This is a genomic window from Cellulosimicrobium sp. So1_17, from assembly GCF_055181235.1.
Genome location: NZ_CM143702.1, coordinates 2,934,072 through 2,954,637, shown reverse-complemented (window position 1 = coordinate 2,954,637; position 20,566 = coordinate 2,934,072). Strand labels below are relative to the sequence as shown.

The following is a 20,566-nucleotide window of genomic DNA, read 5'->3' as shown; positions in this document are numbered from 1 at the left end:
CCGGTTCACGGGCTCACCGCATCCGGTCCGTCAGTCGAATCGGTTGCGCGACGACTAGCGCGCAACCACCTCACGAGTCCGAAGAGTCTTCACTTCTCGGATCACCTCCTTTCGCGTGTACGACGACGGTACGTCCGACCGCGCGGACCGCGCCAGAGGTTTTCGCGCACGGAGAAGAACCCCCGTGACCACGTCCTCAGCGGCGCAGGTGCGCCCACTCGTCGGGGTAGTCGTCGAGCCAGCCGGCGAACGAGCGTGCCGGGCGCTCGGTGAAGCGCCGCACGGTGTCGCTGACCCGTGCGAGGTCGCCCGCGGCGATGGCGGTGTACGACGACACCCACCCGTCGACCTCGAACGGCGGCGCGCCGTACCCCGCACGCGACGCGTAGGCCTCCTCGACCGTCTCGGGGTGGTACGTGATCTCCCGTCCCGAGGCGGCCGAGAGCAGCGCCGCGACCTCGGTGAGCGTCAGGGCCTCGGGGCCGGTGAGGTCGTAGACGGCGTCGTCGTGCCGGTGCGGGCGCTCGTCGAGGAGCACGGCGGTCGCCACGTCGGCGATGTCGTCGTGCGACACCGAGGCCACGCGGCCGTCCCCCGCCGGACCGCGGATGACGCCGTCGTCCCCGACCATGAGCGCGAGGCCGCGGTGGTACAGGTTGTCGCGCAGGAACGTGTGGCGCAGCCCGGTCCCCCGGACGTACTCCTCGGTGTGCCAGTGGTCGCGCGCGAACGTGAACACGGCGTCCGGGGCGGCACCGACGAACGAGACGTAGACGAGCCGCCCGACGCCCGCGACGATCGCCGCGTCGACGGCGGCCCGGTGCGTGGCGACCCGGTCCGCGTCCTCGCGCGCGGACACGAGGAACACCGTGTCGCAGCCCGTGAACGCCCGGACCATCGCAGGCGTGTCGGTGTAGTCCTCGACGACCGCGACGTCGGACTCGGGCAGCGGGTCGTCGCCGAGGTTCGGCGCGCGCGCGGGGTCTCGTACGACGAGCCGCTGCGGCGCACCCTCGGCCGCGAGCCGGAACGCGAGCTTCGAGCCGAGCAGGCCGCTCGCACCGGTCACCGCGATGCGCCCGGATCCCGCCCTGATGGTCATGCGTCCACGGTAGGTGCGACCCCGCGCAGGTGCGCGACGAGCCGGGCGCTACTCGTCGGCCGGCTCGTTCTTCCTCCGGATGACGAGGAGCGGGTCGGGTGTCCCGACGACGGCGTGGTCCTTGCCGTCGTAGTCGAACCGGGTGAGGAAGTGGCGCATCGCGTTGATCCGCGCCCGCTTCTTGTCGTTGGACCGGATGATCGTCCACGGCGCGTACCGCTTGTCGGTGCTCCGGAACATCTCCTCCTTGGCCGCCGTGTAGTCCTCCCAGCGGTCCAGCGAGGCCAGGTCCATCGGGGACAGCTTCCACCGCCGCACGGGGTCCAGCTGGCGGATCGCGAACCGCGTGCGCTGCTCGGTGCGGGACACGGAGAACCACAGCTTGGTCACGTGGATGCCGGAGTCGACGAGCATCCGCTCGAACGCGGGCGCCTGCGTCATGAAGGTCCGGTACTCCTCGTCGGTGCAGAAGCCCATGACGCGCTCGACGCCCGCGCGGTTGTACCAGGAGCGGTCGAACATCACGATCTCGCCCGCCGTCGGCAGGTGCTGGACGTAGCGCTGGAAGTACCACTGGCCGCGTTCGCGGTCGCTCGGCTTGGACAGGGCGACCACGCGCGCGGTGCGCGGGTTGAGGTGCTCCGTGAACCGCTTGATCGTCCCGCCCTTGCCCGCCGCGTCACGGCCCTCGAAGAGGATGATCGCGCGCCGGTCGTTGTCCTCGAGCCAGTACTGGAACTTGAGCAGCTCGACCTGGAGCCGGTACTTCTCGAGCTCGTACTCGTCCCGGTCCATGAGCGACTCGTACGGGTACCCCTCCTGCCACGTGTAGACCGGGTTCCCCTCGGGGTCGACGAGGTCCGGGTCGGGCGAGTGCCCGTCGCGGACCGTGTAGCCGCGGTCCCGCAGGAACTCGATGTACTCGCGCAGGTCGTTCGGGGGGTTCACGACGGTCATGCAGGTCTCCTCGGTGCTCGACGGGTTCGCCCCGCAGGTCCAACCTGCTTCCTCCGGCGCGCTGGCGCCACCGGGCGCTCCCGGCAGCGGACGCGGCTGCGGCGGGCAGAATGATGGCATGCCCGAGCCGTACCGTGTCATGACCGTCTGCACCGGCAACATCTGCCGCTCACCGATGGCCGAGATCGTGCTCCGCGACCGCCTCGAGGCGGCTGGGCTCGGCGACCGGGTCGTGGTGGACTCGACGGGGGTGAGCGACGAGGAGCGCGGGAACCCGATCGACCGCCGGGCGCGGACCGTCCTCCTCGAGCACGGGTATGCCGTCGACGGCACGCACCGCGCACGTCAGGTCCGGCCCGACGACCTCGCGTCGCGCGACCTCGTCCTCGCGATGACGGCGCAGCACGCGCGGGCGCTCCGCCGCCTCGTCGAGGGTCGGCGCGGCCCCGGGCAGCGCCCCGGCATCCAGGACCTCGCCGACCGCCTGCGGATGTACCGGTCGTTCGACCCGGCCGCGCCGCACGTCGAACCGGGTGGGACGGAGTCGGTCCTCGACATCGCCGACCCCTGGTACGGCGGGGCGCAGGACTTCGAGGACTGCCTGGCGGAGGTCGAGGCGGCGGCGGACGGCATCGTCGAGCACGTGCGCGCCGCGCTCCGCTGACCGGGGACACGCTGTGGGCGGGAGATGGGCCCGGTCCCGCGGTCGGAACCGGGCCCATCTCCCCCACGACGTCAGCGGTCGGGCGTACCCGGCTGCGGCTCGCCCGACGGCGCGGAGGTCGCCTCCTCGTACGACGTGACCGCGGGGGCCGGGCCGCGCAGCGCGTCGTGCGGCGCGAGCTCCTGCTCGTCCTGCCGCGACCCGTCCCGCGAGGCACGGAGCTGGTCGCCGTTGAGCAGCAGGTTGAGCAGGATCGCGCAGATCGCGCCCGAGCTGATGCCCGAGTCGAAGATCAGCCGGAACCACTGCGGGAACTCGGCGTAGATCTCGGGCTTCACGGTCGGCAGGAGCGCGACGCCGAGCGAGACGGCCACGACGAGGATGTTCTTGTTCGTGAACGTCACCTTGGTCAGGGACCGGATGCCCGACGCCGCGACCATGCCGAACAGCGCGACGCCCGCGCCGCCGAGCACCGCGCTCGGCACGCCCTCGACGACCGCGCCGACCTTCGGGACGAGACCGAGCACGACGAGGATGCCGCCCGCCATCGTCGCGACGTAGCGCGACTTGACGTTCGTCAGGCTCACGAGGCCGACGTTCTGCGCGAACGCCGTGTACGGGAACGTGTTGAACGCGCCGCCGATCACGGTCGAGAGGCCGTCGGCGCGCAGGCCGTCCGCGAGGCGCCTCTTCGTCACCGGCTTCTCGACGATCTCGCCGACCGCGATCATGTCGCCCGTCGTCTCGGTCATGATGACGAGCCCGACGACGAGCATCGAGAGGACCGCCGCGAGGGGGAACGTCGGGAGGCCGAAGTGGAACGGCGTGACGAGAGCGAACCAGCCCGCGTCGCCGACGCCCGACCAGTCGACCTTGCCCATCGGCAGCGCGACGAGCGTGCCGAGCGCGAGGCCCAGCAGGACCGACACGCGCGCGAGCGCGGGCGGCGCGAACCGCTCGACGAGCACGACGAACAGCAGCGTCCCCGCGGCGAGCGCGAGGTCCGACGGCGCCGCGCTCTCGCCCTGGGCGGTGATCCAGCCCGCGGCGACGTCCATGAGGGTCACGCCGATGATGAGGATGACCGTCCCGGTGACGATCGGCGGGAAGAACCTGAGGAGCGCGGAGAAGAACGGCGCGACGAGGATCATGAAGAGCCCGCACGCGATCGTCGCGCCGAACACCGCGGTGATGTCGTACGTCGTGCCGATCGTGATCATCGGTCCGACGGCCGCGAACGTCACGCCCTGCAGGAGCGGGAGCCGGACGCCGAACCGCCAGAAGCCGATCGACTGGATGATCGACGCGATGCCCGCGACGAACAGGTCGGCGCTGATGAGGAACGCGAGGTCCTTCGGCGAGTAGCCGAGCGCCCCGCCCACGATGAGCGGTACGGCGACCGCGCCGGCGTACATCGCCAGGACGTGCTGCAGCCCGAGCGGGAAGAGCCGTGCGAGCCGCGGCACCTCGTCGACGGGATCCGTGGTGCGCTCCGTGTCGCGCGCGGTCGCCTGGGTCATGGGCAGCCCTTCCTCGTCCGGTCGGCGGCCGGAGGCCGCCGTCGACCGCACGCTAGGGCCGGGCCGTCACCGCACGGTCACCGCCGCGTTTCCGCGGTGTGACGGGTCTGGCGGCGTCGCTCCCGCCCCCGTGCTCGTCCGCGTGCCCGTCCCCGGACGTGCCCGACGACGTCCCCCGCGGTCCGCGCGACCCGGCGGCCCCAGCCGTGCAGGGCGCGCACGAGGCGACGCGGCCCGTGCCCGGTGGACGCGCCGTCGTCCACGGACCCTGCGCCGGGCTGCTCGGGACCCGGCGCGGGGGCCTCGTCGTCGGCCGGCGGGACCGGGGCCGGGAGGTACGCCGTGAGCCACTGCGCGAGGCGCCCGTACGCGAGCGCACGCACCGGGCGGGCGGAGAGCACGACGTCGTGCAGCGCGCCGTCGATGCGCGCGACGGTCACGAGGTCTCCCAGCTGGACGGACCGCTGCGCGACGCCGTCCACGTCGATCGCCGTGTCGGTGTGCATCATCTCCGGTGCCCAGCGGGGCGCGAGCGTGCTGCGCGTGGACAGCAGGACGAGGACGGGCACCCCGATGCCGAGGCCGCGCGCGACCTGCTGGTGGCCGTGGAAGACGGCGCTCAGCCACGCGGGCGTCGTCCGGAACCCGTGCTGCGGCCGCCACGCGAGGTCGTACGTCCACTCGCCGTCGAAGTCCTTGCTCACGGTCCGCGTGTAGAAACCGAGGTCGACGTTCGGCAGCGGCCGGGTCGGGGTGAGGCGCGCGCGGGCGCCCATCACGGGCTCGAGCAGCAGACGGCCGACCTCACGCGTCTGGAACTCCAGCCACGGGCTGTTGAGCACGACGGCCGACGCCCGCCCCGGGTGGTGCGCCGCCCACAGGCTGAGCGTGAGCCCGCCCGTGGAGTGGCCCATGAGGACGAGGCGGCGACGGCTCGTGCGCCGGACGCCGTGACCGATCGCGTCCAGGGCCGCCTCGACGTCCTCGTCGTACGTGGCGAGGTCCGTGACGTACCCGGGCGTCTGACCGGGGCGCAGCGAGCGGCCGTACTTGCGCAGGTCGAGCGCGTGGAACCGGGCGCCGCGGGCCTCCCAGAACTCGGCGAGCTCGGTCTGGAAGAAGTAGTCGGACCAGCCGTGGACGTAGAGGACGTCGAGGTAGGGCTCGGGACCACCCGGGGTGCCGGCGCCCGGCTCGCCCTCCCCCGCCCGACGGCGCCGCACGAGCGTGGCGACCACGTCGCCCTCGTCGTCGGGCACGAGGGGCAGCGTGAGCTGCTCGTAGTCGTCGCCCAGGACGTCGGGCTCCCAGCCGGCCATGCACCGACCCTAGGAGCGGCGTCCTCCGGGCGCTCGCCGAGCCCGCCAGCGCGCGACCTCGGCCTCGACGTCGCGCGTCGGCGTCACGACGGGCGGCCCGCCGAGGAGCTGGCGGCGGGCGTCGACGACGCGCGCGTTGAAGTCCGCGAGGAGGTCGCGCACGGTCTGCTCGTCGAGCTCCTGGTCGAGGCGGTCGTCGAGGCCACGGTCCTCGGCCTTGAGCAGCATCGCGGGCGGCCCCAGCCCGGTGAGCTGCTCGCGCTCGATGACGCTCTTGAGCCACCAGTCCGGGTCGTGGCGGCCCGTCAGGCCGGGGATGGGCTTGCCCGCGAGCGGCAGGTCGTCGAACTCGCCGCGTCGGATCGCCTGGTCGATCACGACGTCGACGTAGCGCGCGCGGTCCTCCGGTCGGACCCGGCGCGGGGTGCGGACGGTCTCGGCGTCGTCGGTCCCGGTGTCGTCGACCCCGGCGTCACGGACGGGGAGGCTCGCGTCGTCCGACGTCCCCGCTGCGGCCTCGGCGTCCTCCCGTTGGACCTCGCGGTCCACGCGGTACTGCGCGGCGCGGCGGACCGGGTCGTCGTCGGGCACTCTCCGTCGTCTGCGGAACACGGTGCCTCCAGTCGCATCGCTCGGTGCTTCGTCTCGGTACCAGCCTAGGCAGAGCGACCGCGGCGGCATGATGGGGGCATGTCCGGGTCGATGAAGGTCTCGCGGCGCTCGCACGTGCCGCCGTTCGCCGTCATGCAGGTGCTGGCCGAGGCGAACCGCCTCCGGGACGCGGGGGCGTCGGTGCTCAACCTGTGCGCCGGCGAGCCCGCGACCGGGGCATCGGACGTGGTGCGCCGCCGCGCGATCGAGCTCCTCGAGAGCGGCGACCTCGGGTACACCGAGGCGCTCGGCGTCCCCGCGCTGCGGCACGCCATCGCCGAGCACTACGGCCGCTGGTACGACGTCGAGGTGGACCCGGCGCGCGTCGCGGTGACGACGGGGTCGTCGGGCGGCTTCCTGCTCGCGTTCCTCGCGGCGTTCGACGTCGGTGACCGTGTCGCGCTCGCCCGGCCCGGCTACCCGGCGTACAAGAACATCCTCGCCGCGCTCGGGTGCGAGGTGGTCGAGCTCGACTGCGGGCCGGAGACGCGCTACCAGCCGACCGTGTCGCAGCTCATGGAGGCGTACTACGGCGGGGGTCTCGACGGGCTGGTGCTCGCGAGCCCGGCGAACCCGACGGGCACGATGATCCTGCCGGACGAGCTCGCGGCGGTGGCCGCGTGGTGCACCGACCACGACGTACGGCTGGTCAGCGACGAGATCTACCACGGCATCGTGTACGACGACGACTCCTCCTCTCGTACATCGCCGCCCCTGGTGTCGCGGAGCGGTTCGGCGATCGGTGGCGGGTCGCCGACGGCGGCCCGGTACACGCCCGACGGCGCCGTCGTCGTGAGCTCGTTCTCGAAGTACTGGGCGATGACGGGCTGGCGCCTCGGGTGGCTCGTGCTGCCCGACGAGCTCGTCGGACCGGTCGACGCGCTCGCGGGCAACGTCGCGCTGTCGCCGCCCGCGCTCGCGCAGCACGCCGGGGTCGCGGCCTTCTCGCCCGAGGGCTACGCCGCCGCGGAGGAGAACGTCGCGCGCTACGCGGCGTCGCGCGACCTCGTCCTGTCGCGCCTCGACGACCTCGGCTGGTCGCGCGTCGCCCCCGCCGACGGCGCGTTCTACGTCTACGCCGACGTGTCCGGCGACGGCATGGACTCCGTGACCTGGTGCGAGCGGCTCCTGGCGGAGGCGGGGGTCGCGCTCACGCCGGGCACCGACTTCGACGGCGTGCACGGGAGGGACTGGGTCCGGCTCTCCTTCGCAGCGGCGCCCACGACGGTCGCCGAGGCCGTCGAGCGAGTCGTCGCGTGGCGTGCCACCCTGCAGCGGTGACGCCCCCGCGACACCCCACGCCCCCGCCGAGCGCCACGGCTGCGCCGAGCGCGACGGCTGCGCCGAGACCGACGGCGCTGCCCCCGCGCGCTCCCGGGACGCTCCGCCTCGCGACCTTCAACACCCTGCACGGTGCCGCGCTCGACGGGACGGTCGACGTCGAGCGGTTCGCGCGCGCCGTCGCCGCCCTGGACGCCGACGTCCTCGCGCTCCAGGAGGTCGAGCGCGACTCGCCACGCTCGCACCGGGCCGACCTCGTCGCCGTCGCCGCCGAGGTGCTGGGCGCCGAGCACCACCACCTGTCCCCCACGCTGCGTGGCGTGTCCGGCGCCTGGGCACCCGCAGGTCGACCGGGCCGCGGTGCCCGGCGGATGCCCGGGGTCGCGTCGTTCGGGATCGGGCTCGTGAGCCGGTACCCCGTCGACCGATGGCTGCGCCTCGAGCTCGACCGCATGCCGTGGCGTTCCCGGGTGCGGCGCCGCGACGCCGTGCCGGGCGCTCGTCGGCTCGTCCCCTTCCGGGTGGTCCCGGACGAGCCGCGGGCGGCGCTCGCGGGGGCGGTGCGCACCCCTTGGGGCACGCTGACCGTCGTCACGACGCACACGACGTCGCGGCCGGAGTTCACGGCCGACCAGTTCCGGTCGTTCGTGCGTGCGTGCGCGCCGCTCCCCCGGCCGCTCGTCGTGCTCGGCGACCTCAACCTCCGGGCGCCCGAGCCCACCGAGCTCAGCGGGTGGAGCACGCTCGCGCACGGGCTCACGCACCCGGTCGACCACCCGGTGCGGCAGATCGACCACGTGCTCGCCCACACCGGTCCCGGCTGCCCGGTCGTGCGGCCGGTCGGCCCCGCGGTGGCCGTGGACACGGGGCTCTCGGACCATCGCGCGCTCGTCGTGGACGTCGTCGTCGACCAGAAGGGTGTGCCGGGCTGAGGTGCCCGCGCGCCCTCTGCCGGCCGGGCTCGGCCGCTGCTTCCCGCGCGGTGAGGCCAGGCGTCTCCTACCGTGTGCGGTGTGCCCCACGTCACACGAGGCCTCGCTGGCTGCGCCACGCTCCTCCTCGTGCTGCTCGCGGCGCTCGTCCCCACGACGTCGGCGGGCGCCGTGACGACGGCGGGCTGGGCGGACTGGCAGCCGCTCACCGGCTCGGCGGGCGGATGGACGACGACGATGCAGCTCCCGGCCGGCGGCTTCCCCGCCGCGACCGTGACCTCGGACTCACGCGGCGGGCAGGTCGGCGTCCAGTCGGGCGCGAGCAGCTGGCTGAGCACCGCGACCCCACCGGGTGCGGTGTTCGGGTCCAGCCAGGGGCAGGGGTACCTCAACCTGCGGCCGCGTGCGGACAACGCCATCTCGCCGTCCACCACGACCTACACGTTCGAGCGGCCCACGCCGGCGGGCGGATGGGCGTTCGTCCTGGGTGACATCGACGCCGACCGGGCCGTCGTGATCGCGCGCGGCGAGGGCGGCGGGCTGCTCACGGGCGCCGAGCTCGGCTGGCAGGGCGGGTTCAACTACTGCGCTGTGACGCCCGGGCCGTCGTGCACGGGCAGCGCGACCGACGTCGCGACGTGGGACCCGGTCACCGGCGAGGTGATCGGGAACGCGGCCGCCACCGACACGTCCGGCGCGGCAGGCTGGTTCCGGCCCACCGTCTCCGTCACCAGCCTGACGGTCTTCTTCTTCCAGCGGTCGGGCCTCCCGGTCTACCAGACCTGGTTCGCGTCGCTGGCGCGCGACATCACGGGCGTCGTCGACCTCGTCGACGCCGCGGGCGCCCCCACCGGCTCGGTGGTCCCGGGCGCCACCCTCACGCTCTTCGGCCCGGACGGGACGGCGCTCGCGACGACGACGTCCGCCGCCGACGGGACCTACTCCTTCCTCGGCTACACCGCCGCGGACGGGTACGCGGTCGAGCTGACCGCCCTGCCCGCGGCGGGCGGCGACTTCCCGTTCGGCCTCGTCCCCTCCGGGTCCCCGACGGTGGCGGGCGTCGACCTCTCCGAGACCGACGCGACCGGCGTCGACCTCGCGGCGCGCGAGATCCGGCCGATCGCGGTGAGCGGTACCGTCCTGTCCGACGACGGCACGCCCGTCCCCGGAGCCACCGTCACCCTGACGCCGGCGGGCGGGGGTGCGCCGCTCACGGCGGTCACGAACTCCCAGGGCGGGTACGTGATCGACGACGTGGCGTGGGACGTCGAGGCCGGTCAGCCGCTCGAGTACGCGTTCGCGCTCACCGACCTGGCGGAGGGATACACGGTGACGACGACGCCGCCGGCGATCACGGTGGAGGTGGGCGAGGAGGCACCCAGCACGGGCAACGACTTCGTCGTCCAGTCGCCGCCGTCGCTGTCGGGGGCGGTCACGGCGGGCGGTGCGCCGGTCGCGGGCGCCGTCGTGTCGGTCGCCGGTCCGGGCGGCACGGTCACGGTCCCGACCGCGGCCGACGGCACCTACGCGACCGACCTCCTCCCACCGGGCGAGTACACGGTGAGCGTCGAGGTCCCGTTCGGCTACACGGCCGACGGCCCCACGACGCAGACGGTGACGGTCGCGGCGGAGGACGTCACGGACGTCGACTTCGCGCTCGCGCGACCGGGCGCGGTCGGCGGCGTGGTCACCGACGACGAGGGCGTCCCCGTGCCCGGAGCGACCGTGACGGTCGACGGACCGGGCGGCCCGGTCGATCTCGTGACCGATGCAGGCGGCACCTACTTCCTCGGCGACCTCGCCCCGGGCGACTACTCGATCGTCCTCACGGTGCCCGACGGCTACACCGCGACGTCCACGGAGCGGCAGACGACGCTGAGCGCCGCCGGCGAGAGCCGTCTCGACCAGGACTTCTCGCTCGCGCAGGTCGTCCCGCCCGAGCCGACGGACCCGCCCGGGCCGACGGACCCACCCGGACAGACGGGGCCGCCCGGACAGACTGGGCCGGGCGGCACACCGGGCGGCGGAACGTCCGGCACCGGCGGCGGTGACGAGAGCGGGGGCCCGCTCGCCGCGACCGGGACGACGACGTCGCCGTTCCTCGCGGCGGCGCTCGGACTGGTCGTGGTCGGCGGCGTGCTCGCAGCGACCGCCCGGCGACGCGCTCGCGCGGTGGCGGCGGTGGCACCCGTAGCCGGGACACCGGCACGGTCCGACCGCTGACGGCGCGGGCCGTCGGGCGCCGCGCACTCCGCGCACCCCGCGGCCGTGGTCGATACGCTCCGACCAAGGGCGTCGACGGCGAAGGAGCGGTCCGATGGTTCCGGAGATCAACTACTGGGCGGTCCTGGCCGCCACGGTGTCGAGCATGCTCGTGGGATCGGTCTGGTACACGCCGAAGGTGTTCGGGACCTACTGGACGCGCGTCGCGAAGGTGGAACCGTCCGGGGAGGGCCGGGACGCCGTCGTGCCGATCGTGGTCACCCTCGTCGTGAGCTTCGTGACCGCCTGGGTGCTCGCGGGTGCGACCTACCTGGCGTGGTCGTTCTACGGCGGCGGCTACCTGGGCAACGCGGTGCTGACGGCGCTCGTGCTCTGGGCAGGCTTCACGGCCGCGCGGTTCGTCACGCACGACGCGTTCGAGGGCCGGCCCGTGGGGCTGACCGTGCTCAACTGCGCGCACGAGCTCGTGACGCTCCTGGTCATGGGCCTGCTGATCGGCCTCATCCCACCGGGCGGCGTCTGACACCCGCCGTGTCGCGGCGAGCGACGCACTCGCGGCCGGTGTTCAGCGCTCGACGCCGTCGTCAGGCGGCGAGCTCGACCTCGTCCGGCACCGCGACCGGCGCCACGACCCGGCGGCGTCGGGCGCGGACGATGAGCACGACGGCCTGGACGCCGATGACGATCCACACGAGGTTGGCGAAGACGGACGGCCACACGCCGTTGGCCGCCGCGACGAGACCCATGAGACCGGCGGCGGTGAGGTTGGTGAGCTGGAACGGCGCGGACGACGCGGCCCAGCGGCCGCGGGTGACCTGCGCGTAGGCGACGACGCCGGCGGCGGCGCCGATCCAGCCGAGGAACATGACGAAGGTGTCGAGGGTGATGGGCACAGCAGACTCCGGCGACGAGGAGGTGGGTGGAGGGGGTTCCGCGACGCTGCGGTGGCTGTGCGCTCCGGGCTCGTGGCTGGTGGCGCGGGTGGTGCGAAGCTCTGGCGCCGACCCGTAAGGAGGAGGAAACCGATCGGCGCCGTGCACCAGTGTGGGGCGGAATCTCGTTCAGCACAATCGAACGTTGCTGGACCAGCCGTTTAGTATCGCTACATGGCGACGGACCCACGCAGACTTGCCTTCCTCCTTGCCGTGCACCGGGGTGGAGGTGTGCTCGCGGCCGCGGACCTGCTAGGAGTCACCCCCTCCGCGGTCTCGCAGCAGATCCAGCGGCTCGAGGCCGAGGAGGGCGTCCTCGTGCTCGACCGCGGCCCTCGCGGCGTGACCCTCACACCGGCCGGGCGCGTGCTCGCCGACGTTGCCGAGCGCATCGAGACCGAGCTCGTCGAGGCGCGCAAGGAGCTCGCCGCCCTGGGTGACGAGGTCGCGGGTCGGGTCGCCGTGGGCGCCTTCCAGTCCGCGATCCGCGCGGTCGTCGCCCCCGTCGCGGCACGGCTCGCCGAGACGTCGCCCGGGATCGACCTTGCCGTGCAGGAACGCGAGCCCGCCGAGGCGCTGCGTCTCCTGCGCGCCGGCGAGCTCGACGTCGTCCTCCTCGAGCGCGACTTCGAGGCGGCGGAGGCACCCGCGCCGCGCGGCACGCACGAGGTCGTCCTGCTCGAGGAGCCCTGGCGCCTCGTCGTCCCGGCGTCGATGCCCACGCCCGCTCGGCTCGACGACGTGCGCGACGCCGTCTGGCTCGGCCCGCAGCCCGACACCGCCGCGGCGCGCGCGCTGCGCCGCCTCTCCCAGGGCCTCGGCGGCACCCTGCGGACGCAGCACCTCTACTACGACTTCGACGTCGCGCTCTCGCTCGTCGCCGTCGGTCTCGGCGTGGCGATGCTCCCGGCGCTCGCGGTCGAGGGCGGCGCGTCCGACGAGGTGCCCGACGGCGTCACGGTCGTCGGTCTCCCGGGTCTCGGTTCGCGCCGGCTCGTCGCGCGGCACCGCGCCACCCGGCACGAGCCGCGGCCGGTCGTCAGCGCGGTGCTCGACGAGATGGTCGACGCCGCGGCGGAGATCTCCTTCGCCTGACGCCGCGAGACGAGAGCAGGGGCCGTCCTCGTCATGGTCGCCCAGCGGGGCGACGTCGGCTCGCCGACGCTCGCGCGGCAACGGGTCGCATCCGGTCGGGCCGGGTAGGACACGCTGCGACGTACGCTGCCGGGGTGGACGTAGCGGTGATCGGCGCGACGGGGGACGTCGGGCGCCAGGTGTGCACGCAGCTCGTCGAGCGGCGGGTCCTGCCGCCGACGTCGCGCCTCCAGCTCGTCGGACGGCGCGACGGCTCGTCGGCGCGCGCGGTGCACGGGCTGCGGGCCGACCTCGTGGACGCCTACGACGAGCACGCGCCGCTGCTCGACGTCGCGCACTCCCCTGCCGACGTCGTGGCCGACGTGATCGTCGTCGCCGCAGGTCTCACGGCTCCGGCACGTGCCGGAGCGGACCCGGACCGCCGCCTGCTCGCGGCGACGAACCTGGCCGTCCTCGCCGAGCACGCCGACGCCATCGCGCGGTACGGGTCCGGCCACGAGGTCGTGCTCGTCGTGACGAACCCCGTCGAGCTCGGCGTCGCCGTCATGGCCGGACGACTCGGGCGGCACCGGGTGCTCGGGATGGGTGCATGGCTCGACACCCTGCGGTTCCGCCGCGAGATCGCGGTCGAGCTCGGGGTGCGGCGGCACCGCGTCGGGGGCTTCGTCGGCGGGCAGCACGGCGAGGACGCCGTGCCGCTGTGGTCGACCGTCCGGGTGAGCGGCCTCGACCTCGACGAGCGTCGTCGCGCCGTGGCGGCCCTGCGCCGCGGACGGTCCCTCGACGTCCTGCCCGACGAGATCGCCGCGGCGAAGCGCGAGCTCGCGGCCGTCGCCGCGCAGGACATCGGCGCGGCGTTCGACCTCATCGACTCGTGGCCTGCCGACCTGCGGACGGTCACCCGGCCGTGGATGACCCACCAGTCCGGGGCCAAGACCCCGGCGGGGACGGCGAGCGCGACGGTCGACCTCGTGGAGACGCTCCTCGACGGGCGCGAGATCGTCGTCGCCGGCCAGGTCGCCCTCGACGGCGAGGTCTCGACCGGTGTCGCGGGCGAGCCGTTCCGGGGGGTCCTCGGCGTTCCGCTCGTGCTCGGACCGGAGGGCTGGACGCGCATCCTCCTCGATCCCCTGCCCGACGACGAGGCGCGCCGCCTCGCCGAGGCGGCGGACGGCGTCGGGCACATGCTCGCCGCCGTCACAGGACGCCCGGAGGGCCCGGCCGATCCCACCGAGCTCGCCGAGCGGTCCGCACCGCGGACCGACGAGCGCACGGCGGCCGAGGTCGACTGGGTCGCGACCGTGCACGGGGACGACCGGCCCGGGACGCTCACCGCGCTCACCGGCGTGTTCTCCACGCGCGGCGTGAGCTTCGACTCGCTCGCGACACGGCCGGCCGTCGACGGCGGCCGGGTCGGTCGCATCGACGTCACCTTCAGCGCGACGGAGCGCCGCACGCGCGCGCTCGAGCGGGCGGTGGGCCGGCTGGCCACGGTGAAGTCCGTCGTCGTGCAGCGCGCGGCGATCTCACAGCACGCCGGCCGTGGCTGAGCGAAGACCGTAACGAGACCGCGCGGACGGGGACACGCCGGGGTAACGCCCCGCGCCTAGCGTCGGGAGCGCCGCACGACGCGGCAGGCCAACGCCGACCTCTCCCCCGGAGCCGTGCCCCATGTCCTACGTCAAGCCCGCCGAGCTCGTCCCGACCCTCGTCGAGGCCGGCGCGAACAAGGTCCTGCTCTCCACGCGCGACACGCTGATCCGCTCCACGATGGGCGGTGCGATCCTCGCGATCGCCGCCGCGTTCGCCGTCACCGTGACGGTGACGACGGGTCAGGCGATTCTCGGCGCGATCCTCTTCCCCGTCGGCTTCATCATGCTGTACCTGCTCGGGTACGACCTGCTCACGGGCATGTTCGTGCTCGGGCCGCTCGCGTGGCTCGACAAGCGCCCGGGCGTCACGCTGCGGGGCGTCCTCCGCAACTGGGGTCTCGTGTTCGTCGGCAACTTCATCGGCGCGTTCGCGGTCGCGGTGATGATGGCGATCGTCGTGACGTACGGGTTCGACACACCGCCGAACGAGGTCGGTCAGGCCATCGGCCACATCGGCGAGGGACGCACCGTCGGGTACGCGGAGCACGGGGCGTCGGGCATGCTGACGCTGTTCGTGCGCGGCATGCTGTGCAACTGGATGGTGTCGATGGGAGTCATCGGCGCGATGGTCGCGAAGGACGTCCCGGGCAAGGCGATCGCCATGTGGATGCCCGTCATGCTCTTCTTCTTCATGGCGTTCGAGCACTCGATCGTCAACATGTTCCTCTTCCCGTCCGGCCTGCTGCTCGGCGGGCAGTTCACGATCATGGACTACCTCGTCTGGAACGAGATCCCCACCGTGCTCGGCAACCTCGTCGGCGGGCTCCTCCTGACGGGCCTGCCCCTCTACTCCACGCACGGGCGGCAGAAGGCGCGCGGGGGAGCCGACGCCGCGCCCGCAGCGCCGGTCGCACCGGTCGCGGGGCCGACGCCGGAGCGCGAGCTGGTCTCCGAGCCCGCCTGACGGACCGCGAGGGCTGCGCCCGCTCCGGCTCAGCAGGCCCGTGTACCGCCCCGACGTGTCCCGGCAGTGGTGGCCCGCACCGCACGGGTCCCGACCACGGCGGCGCCCGCGACGGTGAGCCCCAGGATCCCCGCTCCGGCGAGGACGAGCAGGAGGACCACGTCGACGATCGTGTCGGAGGGCATGGCGACCACCCTGCCAGACGCGCGACCCGAGACGGACTGCGCCGGGGGCGCTGCCGGTACGATGGCCTCACAACTTCATGCTTCAGCGGTAGCGCTGCGCCCGTCGTCGACGGACAGTGCTGCCGTGCCGCCCGAACCACGACGGGAGAGCCCGGACGGTCCACGTGACCGCCGGCGCCGAAGGAGCAATTTCCTCCCCGGGAATCTCTCAGGCCCACGTACCGTCGCGGCGAGGCAACTCTGGAAAGCGGCCGCTCGACGTCGGGACCCGGCGACGCGCGGCCCACCGACGGTGCAAGCCGGCGCGCCCCGGCCCTCGTGAGGGCATGGCGGACCGGCAAAACTCTCAGGTCGACGCGTGCGTCCGATGACAGAGCGGGGAGGGACCCCTCGTCGTCCCCCGCCACCGGAGGTCCCTCGTGACCCAGCAGTCGTTCGACCCCGCCGCCCCGCACGGCGCCAGCACGGGAGCCTTCGCCCCGCGCCACCTCGGCCCCCGCGGCCGCGAGGTGCAGACGATGCTCGACCAGCTCGGGTACGCGTCGCTCGACGCGCTCGTCGACGCCGCCGTGCCCGCCTCGATCCGGGCCGACCGACCTCTCGACCTCCCGGCGGCGCGCACCGAGACCGAGGTGCTCGACCACCTGCGCGAGCTCGCGGGGAAGAACGTCGTCAAGACGCAGATGATCGGACTCGGCTACTACGGCACCACCACTCCCCCGGTGATCCGCCGCAACGTGCTCGAGTCCCCCGCCTGGTACACGGCGTACACGCCGTACCAGCCGGAGATCTCGCAGGGCCGGCTCGAGGCGCTCCTCAACTTCCAGCAGGTCGTCGAGGACCTCACCGGTCTCGACGTCGCGAACGCGTCGCTGCTCGACGAGGCGACCGCCGTCGCGGAGGCCGTGGCACTCATGTGGCGCGCGTCGCGCGCGAAGACCGGGTACGTGGTGGTCGACGCCGACCTGTTCCCCCAGACGCTCGCCGTCACGCTGGGCCGCGCCCGGGCGATCGGCCTCCCGGTCGTCGTCGCGGACCTCTCCGGCGGCCTCGAGGCGGGACTCTCCGCGGCGCGTGCCGCGGGGACGTACCCCGCGGACCTGCCCGACGAGGCGGCGCTGGTCGGCGTCGTCGTGCAGCAGTCCGGGGCGTCCGGGCGCGTCGTGGACTGGAGGCCCGTCGTCGCGGAGGCGAAGGAGCGCGCCGCGCTGGTCACCGTCGCGACCGACCTGCTGGCGCTGACGCTGCTCGTCTCGCCCGGCGAGCTCGGTGCCGACGTCTCCGTCGGCTCGGCGCAGCGCTTCGGCGTCCCGCTCTTCTACGGCGGCCCGCACGCGGCGTTCATGGCCGTGCGCAAGGGCCTCGAGCGGTCACTGCCCGGGCGTCTCGTGGGCGTGTCGATCGACGCGGACGGCGACACCGCCTACCGCCTCGCCCTCCAGACGCGCGAGCAGCACATCCGTCGTGAGAAGGCGACGAGCAACATCTGCACCGCGCAGGCTCTCCTCGCGATCGTCGCGTCGATGTACGCGGTCTACCACGGCCCCGACGGCCTGCGCGCGATCGCCGAGCGCACCCACGGCCACGCCGCGTCCCTCGCCGCGGCGCTGCGCGCGGGCGGCGTCACCGTCGAGCACGACGTCTTCTTCGACACCGTGCGCGCGGTCGTCCCCGGCCGCGCCGCGCAGGTCGTCGAGGCAGCCGCAGCGGCAGGCATCAACCTGTACAACCCCGATGCCGATCACGTACAGATCGCCTGCGACGAGACCACCACCCCCGCAACCGTCGCCACGGTGCTGGAGGCCTTCGGCGTCGCTGCCGAGAGCGCCTCCCCCGCCGAAGGCGACGACGCGCTGCCGTCCTGGGCCCGACGTGAGACGACGTACCTCCAGCACCCCATCTTCCACCTGCACCGCTCCGAGACCTCGATGCTGCGCTACCTGCGCCGTCTCTCGGACAAGGACCTCGCTCTGGACCGCACGATGATCCCGCTGGGCTCGTGCACGATGAAGCTCAACGCGACGGCCGAGATGGAGGCGATCTCCTGGCCGGGATTCGCGAACATCCACCCGTTCGTCCCGACGGACCAGGCGCAGGGCTACGCGGAGCTGATCGACGGGCTCGAGGGAGCGCTGGCGGAGATCACCGGCTACGGGGGCGTGTCGGTCCAGCCGAACGCGGGGTCGCAGGGCGAGTTCGCCGGCCTCCTGGCGATCCGGGAGTACCACGTGTCGCGTGGCGACACGGAGCGCGACGTGTGCCTCATCCCCGCCTCGGCGCACGGGACGAACGCGGCGTCGGCGGCGCTCGCCGGGATGAAGGTCGAGGTCGTCGCGACGGCCGCCGACGGCGAGATCCTGCTCGACGACCTGCGCGCCAAGCTCGAGGACCACGGGCCGCGCGTCGCCGCGATCATGATCACGTACCCGTCGACGCACGGCGTGTACGAGGAGCACGTGCGCGAGGTCTGCGACCTCGTACATCAGGCGGGTGGCCAGGTGTACATCGACGGCGCGAACCTCAACGCCCTCGTCGGGCTCGCCCGTCCCGGCGACTTCGGCGGCGACGTCTCGCACCTGAACCTGCACAAGACCTTCTGCATCCCGCACGGTGGCGGTGGTCCCGGCGTCGGGCCGGTCGCGGTCGCGGAGCACCTCGTGCCGTTCCTCCCGGGCGACCCGCTCGCGGGCGCGGAGAGCGCACCGGGGGGAGCCGCGCCGTCGGGCACCCCGGTGTCCGCGACGCGGTACGGCTCGGCGGGCATCCTGCCGATCTCCTACGCGTACGTCGCGCTGATGGGTCCGGACGGGCTCACGGAGGCGACGAAGACCGCCGTCCTCACCGCGAACTACGTCGCGAGCCGGCTCGCCGACCACTTCCCGGTCCTCTACACCGGCCCGAACGGGCTCGTGGCGCACGAGTGCATCCTCGACGTGCGGGGGATCACCGCCGAGACGGGTGTGACCGCGGAGGACGTGGCGAAGCGCCTCATGGACTACGGCTTCCACGCACCGACGCTCTCGTTCCCCGTCGCCGGGACGCTCATGGTGGAGCCGACCGAGAGCGAGGACCTCGCCGAGCTGGACCGGTTCGTCGACGCGCTCGTCGCGATCCGTGGCGAGATCGACGCGGTCGCCTCGGGCCGCTGGTCGGTCGAGGAGTCGCCGCTGCGCGGAGCGCCGCACACGGCCGCGGCGCTCACCGCGGACTCGTGGGACAAGCCGTACTCCCGCGAGCTCGCCGCGTACCCCGTCGCGAGCCTGCGCGCCGGGAAGTACTGGCCGCCCGTGCGCCGGATCGACGGCGCACGCGGCGACCGCAACCTCGTGTGCTCGTGCCCGCCCCTCGACGCCTACGCGCACTGACGCGACCAGGAAGGACCACACGATGACGGAGCAGTCGACCGAGCAGGCAGCCGCAGGGGAGCCGGACCGGTTCAGCCCGCTGCACGACGAGCACGTCGCCCTCGGGGCGAGCCTCACGAGCTTCGGCGGGTGGCAGATGCCGCTGCGGTACACGTCGGACCTCGCCGAGCACCGCGCGGTGCGCGAGGCGGCCGGGTTGTTCGACCTCTCGCACATGGGCGAGATCCACGTCACCGGCCCGCAGGCCGCGGCGGCGCTCGACCACGCGCTCGTCGGTGACCTCACCGCGGTCGCGCCCGGGCGTGCCCGGTACACGATGATCTGCGCCGAGGACGGCTCGGTGCTCGACGACCTCGTCGTGTACCGCCTGGCCGCGGAGCGGTTCCTCGTCGTCGCGAACGCGGGCAACGCACCGCTCGTGGCACGCGAGCTCGTCGCGCGCGCCGAAGGCTTCGACGCGGTCGTGACGGACCGGGGGAGCGAGACGGCGCTCGTCGCGGTGCAGGGTCCGCGTGCCGAGGCGATCGTCGCTGGCCTCGTCGACGCGAGCGGTGCGGCAGGTGACCAGGACGATCCTGTACAGACGATCCGCTCGATGAAGTACTACGCGTCGGCGTCCGTCGCGCTCACCGTGGAGGACGGCACCGTCGACGCGCTCGTCGCCCGCACGGGGTACACGGGGGAGGACGGCTTCGAGCTGTTCGTCCCCGCCGACCGCGCGGCGGCGCTGTGGCGCACCCTCCTCGCCGCCGGCGTGCCGCACGGGCTCGTGCCGGCGGGGCTGTCCGCGCGCGACTCGCTGCGGCTCGAGGCCGGGATGCCGCTGTACGGGCACGAGCTCGACACGACGACCACGCCCTACGAGGCGGGGCTCGGGCGGGTCGTGAAGCTCGAGAAGGCAGACGTGACACGGTCCGACGGGTCCACGGTCCCGTTCGTCGGCCGGGACGCCCTGGCCGCGCGCAAGGTCTCGCCGCCGGCGCGCGTCCTCGTCGGTCTGAAGGGCCTCGGTCGTCGTCCTGCGCGCGCGGGGTACGCCGTCGTGCTGCCCGCGGCCGGGGGAGAGCCGCGACGGATCGGCACCGTTACGTCGGGGGCGCCGTCGCCCACGCTCGGGTACCCCATCGCCATGGCGTACGTGAGCCCCGAGCTCGCGGCCGAGGGTACGGAGCTCGCGGTCGACGTCCGCGGGCGCGCCGAGCCCGTGGTGGTCGTGCCGCTCCCGTTCTACCGTCGTCCTCAGCAGTCCTGACCACCGTCGCCACCCGCCCGAAGGAGTCCCCATGACCGACGCCCAGTTCCCGTCGCACCTGCAGTACACCGCCGAGCACGAGTGGATCGACGGGTCCGAGCCGGCCGTCGTCGGCATCACCTCGACCGCCGCGGAGGCGCTCGGCGACATCGTCTATCTCGAGCTGCCCGAGGTCGGCGCCGAGGTCACGGCCGGCAGCGTCGTCGGCGAGGTCGAGTCCACGAAGTCGGTCTCGGAGCTCTTCTCGCCGGTGACGGGGACCGTCACCGAGGTCAACCAGGCCGCGATCGACGACCCGGCCGTCGTCAACTCCGACCCGTACACCGACGGCTGGCTCTTCAAGGTCGACGTCACGGCGACGGGCGACCTCCTCTCGGCGGACGCCTACGAGGCGCTCGTCGCCGACTGACCGGCCACGACACCTGACGGGGCACCCCGGGCGAGTTCGCCCGGGGTGCCCCGTGCGTTCACCGGGAGGTGCCCTGTCGGAAAGGTCCGTGCCGGACCGTGGACGACGACGTCCGGTCCGGCC

18 protein-coding genes and 1 riboswitch are annotated in these 20,566 nt (G+C 73.7%); of the genes, 11 read left to right on the top strand and 7 right to left on the bottom strand.

The annotated features are described in order from the left end of the window. Window positions 1-196: 196 nt before the first annotated feature. Both ACZCLJ_RS12995 and ppk2 read right to left on the bottom strand, forming a co-directional pair. Window positions 197-1,102 (bottom strand): SDR family oxidoreductase, encoded by a 906-nt coding sequence (locus ACZCLJ_RS12995; protein WP_251152999.1) that lies wholly within the window; start codon window positions 1,100-1,102, stop codon window positions 197-199. Window positions 1,103-1,150: 48 nt separating this feature from the next. Then, the gene (gene ppk2 / locus ACZCLJ_RS12990) at window positions 1,151-2,059 is read right to left on the bottom strand and encodes a polyphosphate kinase 2 (protein ID WP_251153000.1); all 909 of its coding nucleotides are present in this window, start codon (window positions 2,057-2,059) and stop codon (window positions 1,151-1,153) included. 118 nt (window positions 2,060-2,177) lie between these two features. Between ppk2 and ACZCLJ_RS12985 the strand changes: the two genes are divergently transcribed. Then, the gene (locus ACZCLJ_RS12985) at window positions 2,178-2,723 is read left to right on the top strand and encodes a low molecular weight protein-tyrosine-phosphatase (protein ID WP_251153001.1); all 546 of its coding nucleotides are present in this window, start codon (window positions 2,178-2,180) and stop codon (window positions 2,721-2,723) included. Window positions 2,724-2,794: 71 nt separating this feature from the next. Here ACZCLJ_RS12985 and ACZCLJ_RS12980 read toward each other — a convergent pair whose 3' ends face one another. The 3 genes from ACZCLJ_RS12980 to ACZCLJ_RS12970 all read right to left on the bottom strand — a co-directional run bounded on the left by ACZCLJ_RS12980 (window position 2,795) and on the right by ACZCLJ_RS12970 (window position 6,153). Further along, the gene (locus ACZCLJ_RS12980; RefSeq protein WP_463104000.1) at window positions 2,795-4,243 is read right to left on the bottom strand and encodes a nucleobase:cation symporter-2 family protein; all 1,449 of its coding nucleotides are present in this window, start codon (window positions 4,241-4,243) and stop codon (window positions 2,795-2,797) included. 77 nt (window positions 4,244-4,320) lie between these two features. Beyond that, entirely contained in the window at window positions 4,321-5,562 is a 1,242-nt protein-coding gene (locus ACZCLJ_RS12975; protein WP_463103999.1) for an alpha/beta hydrolase, read from the bottom strand. A gap of 9 nt (window positions 5,563-5,571) precedes the next feature. Next, window positions 5,572-6,153 (bottom strand): DnaJ family domain-containing protein, encoded by a 582-nt coding sequence (locus tag ACZCLJ_RS12970; protein WP_463103998.1) that lies wholly within the window; start codon window positions 6,151-6,153, stop codon window positions 5,572-5,574. A 111-nt stretch (window positions 6,154-6,264) separates the two neighbouring features. Between ACZCLJ_RS12970 and ACZCLJ_RS12965 the strand changes: the two genes are divergently transcribed. The 4 genes from ACZCLJ_RS12965 to ACZCLJ_RS12950 all read left to right on the top strand — a co-directional run bounded on the left by ACZCLJ_RS12965 (window position 6,265) and on the right by ACZCLJ_RS12950 (window position 11,172). After that, window positions 6,265-7,494 carry a pyridoxal phosphate-dependent aminotransferase gene (locus ACZCLJ_RS12965; RefSeq protein ID WP_463106407.1) on the top strand — a complete coding sequence of 410 codons (1,230 nt, stop codon included), beginning with the start codon at window positions 6,265-6,267 and terminating at the stop codon, window positions 7,492-7,494. Continuing rightward, window positions 7,491-8,426 (top strand): endonuclease/exonuclease/phosphatase family protein, encoded by a 936-nt coding sequence (locus ACZCLJ_RS12960; protein ID WP_463103997.1) that lies wholly within the window; start codon window positions 7,491-7,493, stop codon window positions 8,424-8,426. Before ACZCLJ_RS12965 ends, ACZCLJ_RS12960 begins: the two co-directional genes overlap by 4 nt. 81 nt (window positions 8,427-8,507) lie before the next feature. Continuing rightward, on the top strand, window positions 8,508-10,649 hold the full coding sequence (locus ACZCLJ_RS12955; protein WP_463103996.1) for an MSCRAMM family protein: 2,142 nt from the start codon (window positions 8,508-8,510) through the stop codon (window positions 10,647-10,649). Between the two features lie 94 nt (window positions 10,650-10,743). Next, window positions 10,744-11,172, top strand: coding sequence for a DUF1761 domain-containing protein (locus ACZCLJ_RS12950; protein ID WP_463103995.1), 429 nt, complete (start codon window positions 10,744-10,746; stop codon window positions 11,170-11,172). Window positions 11,173-11,233: 61 nt separating this feature from the next. On the opposite strand, the gene ACZCLJ_RS12945 is transcribed toward ACZCLJ_RS12950, so the two are convergent. Continuing rightward, entirely contained in the window at window positions 11,234-11,542 is a 309-nt protein-coding gene (locus ACZCLJ_RS12945; protein ID WP_251153007.1) for a CBU_0592 family membrane protein, read from the bottom strand. 213 nt (window positions 11,543-11,755) lie between these two features. Between ACZCLJ_RS12945 and ACZCLJ_RS12940 the strand changes: the two genes are divergently transcribed. The 3 genes from ACZCLJ_RS12940 to ACZCLJ_RS12930 all read left to right on the top strand — a co-directional run bounded on the left by ACZCLJ_RS12940 (window position 11,756) and on the right by ACZCLJ_RS12930 (window position 15,232). Continuing rightward, complete coding sequence (locus ACZCLJ_RS12940) at window positions 11,756-12,676, top strand: LysR family transcriptional regulator (RefSeq protein WP_251153008.1); 921 nt, start codon at window positions 11,756-11,758, stop codon at window positions 12,674-12,676. Window positions 12,677-12,810: 134 nt separating this feature from the next. After that, entirely contained in the window at window positions 12,811-14,226 is a 1,416-nt protein-coding gene (locus ACZCLJ_RS12935) for a lactate/malate family dehydrogenase (RefSeq protein ID WP_463103994.1), read from the top strand. Between the two features lie 121 nt (window positions 14,227-14,347). After that, window positions 14,348-15,232 (top strand): formate/nitrite transporter family protein, encoded by an 885-nt coding sequence (locus ACZCLJ_RS12930; protein ID WP_463103993.1) that lies wholly within the window; start codon window positions 14,348-14,350, stop codon window positions 15,230-15,232. Window positions 15,233-15,261: 29 nt separating this feature from the next. Here ACZCLJ_RS12930 and ACZCLJ_RS12925 read toward each other — a convergent pair whose 3' ends face one another. Continuing rightward, the gene (locus tag ACZCLJ_RS12925) at window positions 15,262-15,417 is read right to left on the bottom strand and encodes a hypothetical protein (RefSeq protein ID WP_463103992.1); all 156 of its coding nucleotides are present in this window, start codon (window positions 15,415-15,417) and stop codon (window positions 15,262-15,264) included. Between the two features lie 132 nt (window positions 15,418-15,549). Then, a riboswitch (glycine riboswitch) is annotated at window positions 15,550-15,651 on the top strand. 284 nt (window positions 15,652-15,935) lie between these two features. Between ACZCLJ_RS12925 and gcvP the strand changes: the two genes are divergently transcribed. The 3 genes from gcvP to gcvH are packed head-to-tail and all read left to right on the top strand — an operon-like array spanning window position 15,936 to window position 20,443. Continuing rightward, window positions 15,936-18,782: an aminomethyl-transferring glycine dehydrogenase gene (gcvP, locus tag ACZCLJ_RS12920; RefSeq protein ID WP_463106406.1), complete on the top strand. Its 2,847-nt coding sequence runs from the start codon at window positions 15,936-15,938 to the stop codon at window positions 18,780-18,782. A gap of 22 nt (window positions 18,783-18,804) precedes the next feature. Further along, window positions 18,805-20,034: a glycine cleavage system aminomethyltransferase GcvT gene (gene gcvT / locus ACZCLJ_RS12915; RefSeq protein WP_463103991.1), complete on the top strand. Its 1,230-nt coding sequence runs from the start codon at window positions 18,805-18,807 to the stop codon at window positions 20,032-20,034. A gap of 31 nt (window positions 20,035-20,065) precedes the next feature. Further along, a complete protein-coding gene (gene gcvH, locus ACZCLJ_RS12910; protein WP_463103990.1) occupies window positions 20,066-20,443 on the top strand; it encodes a glycine cleavage system protein GcvH in 378 nt (125 codons plus the stop codon). The last annotated feature ends 123 nt before the right edge of the window (window positions 20,444-20,566 follow it).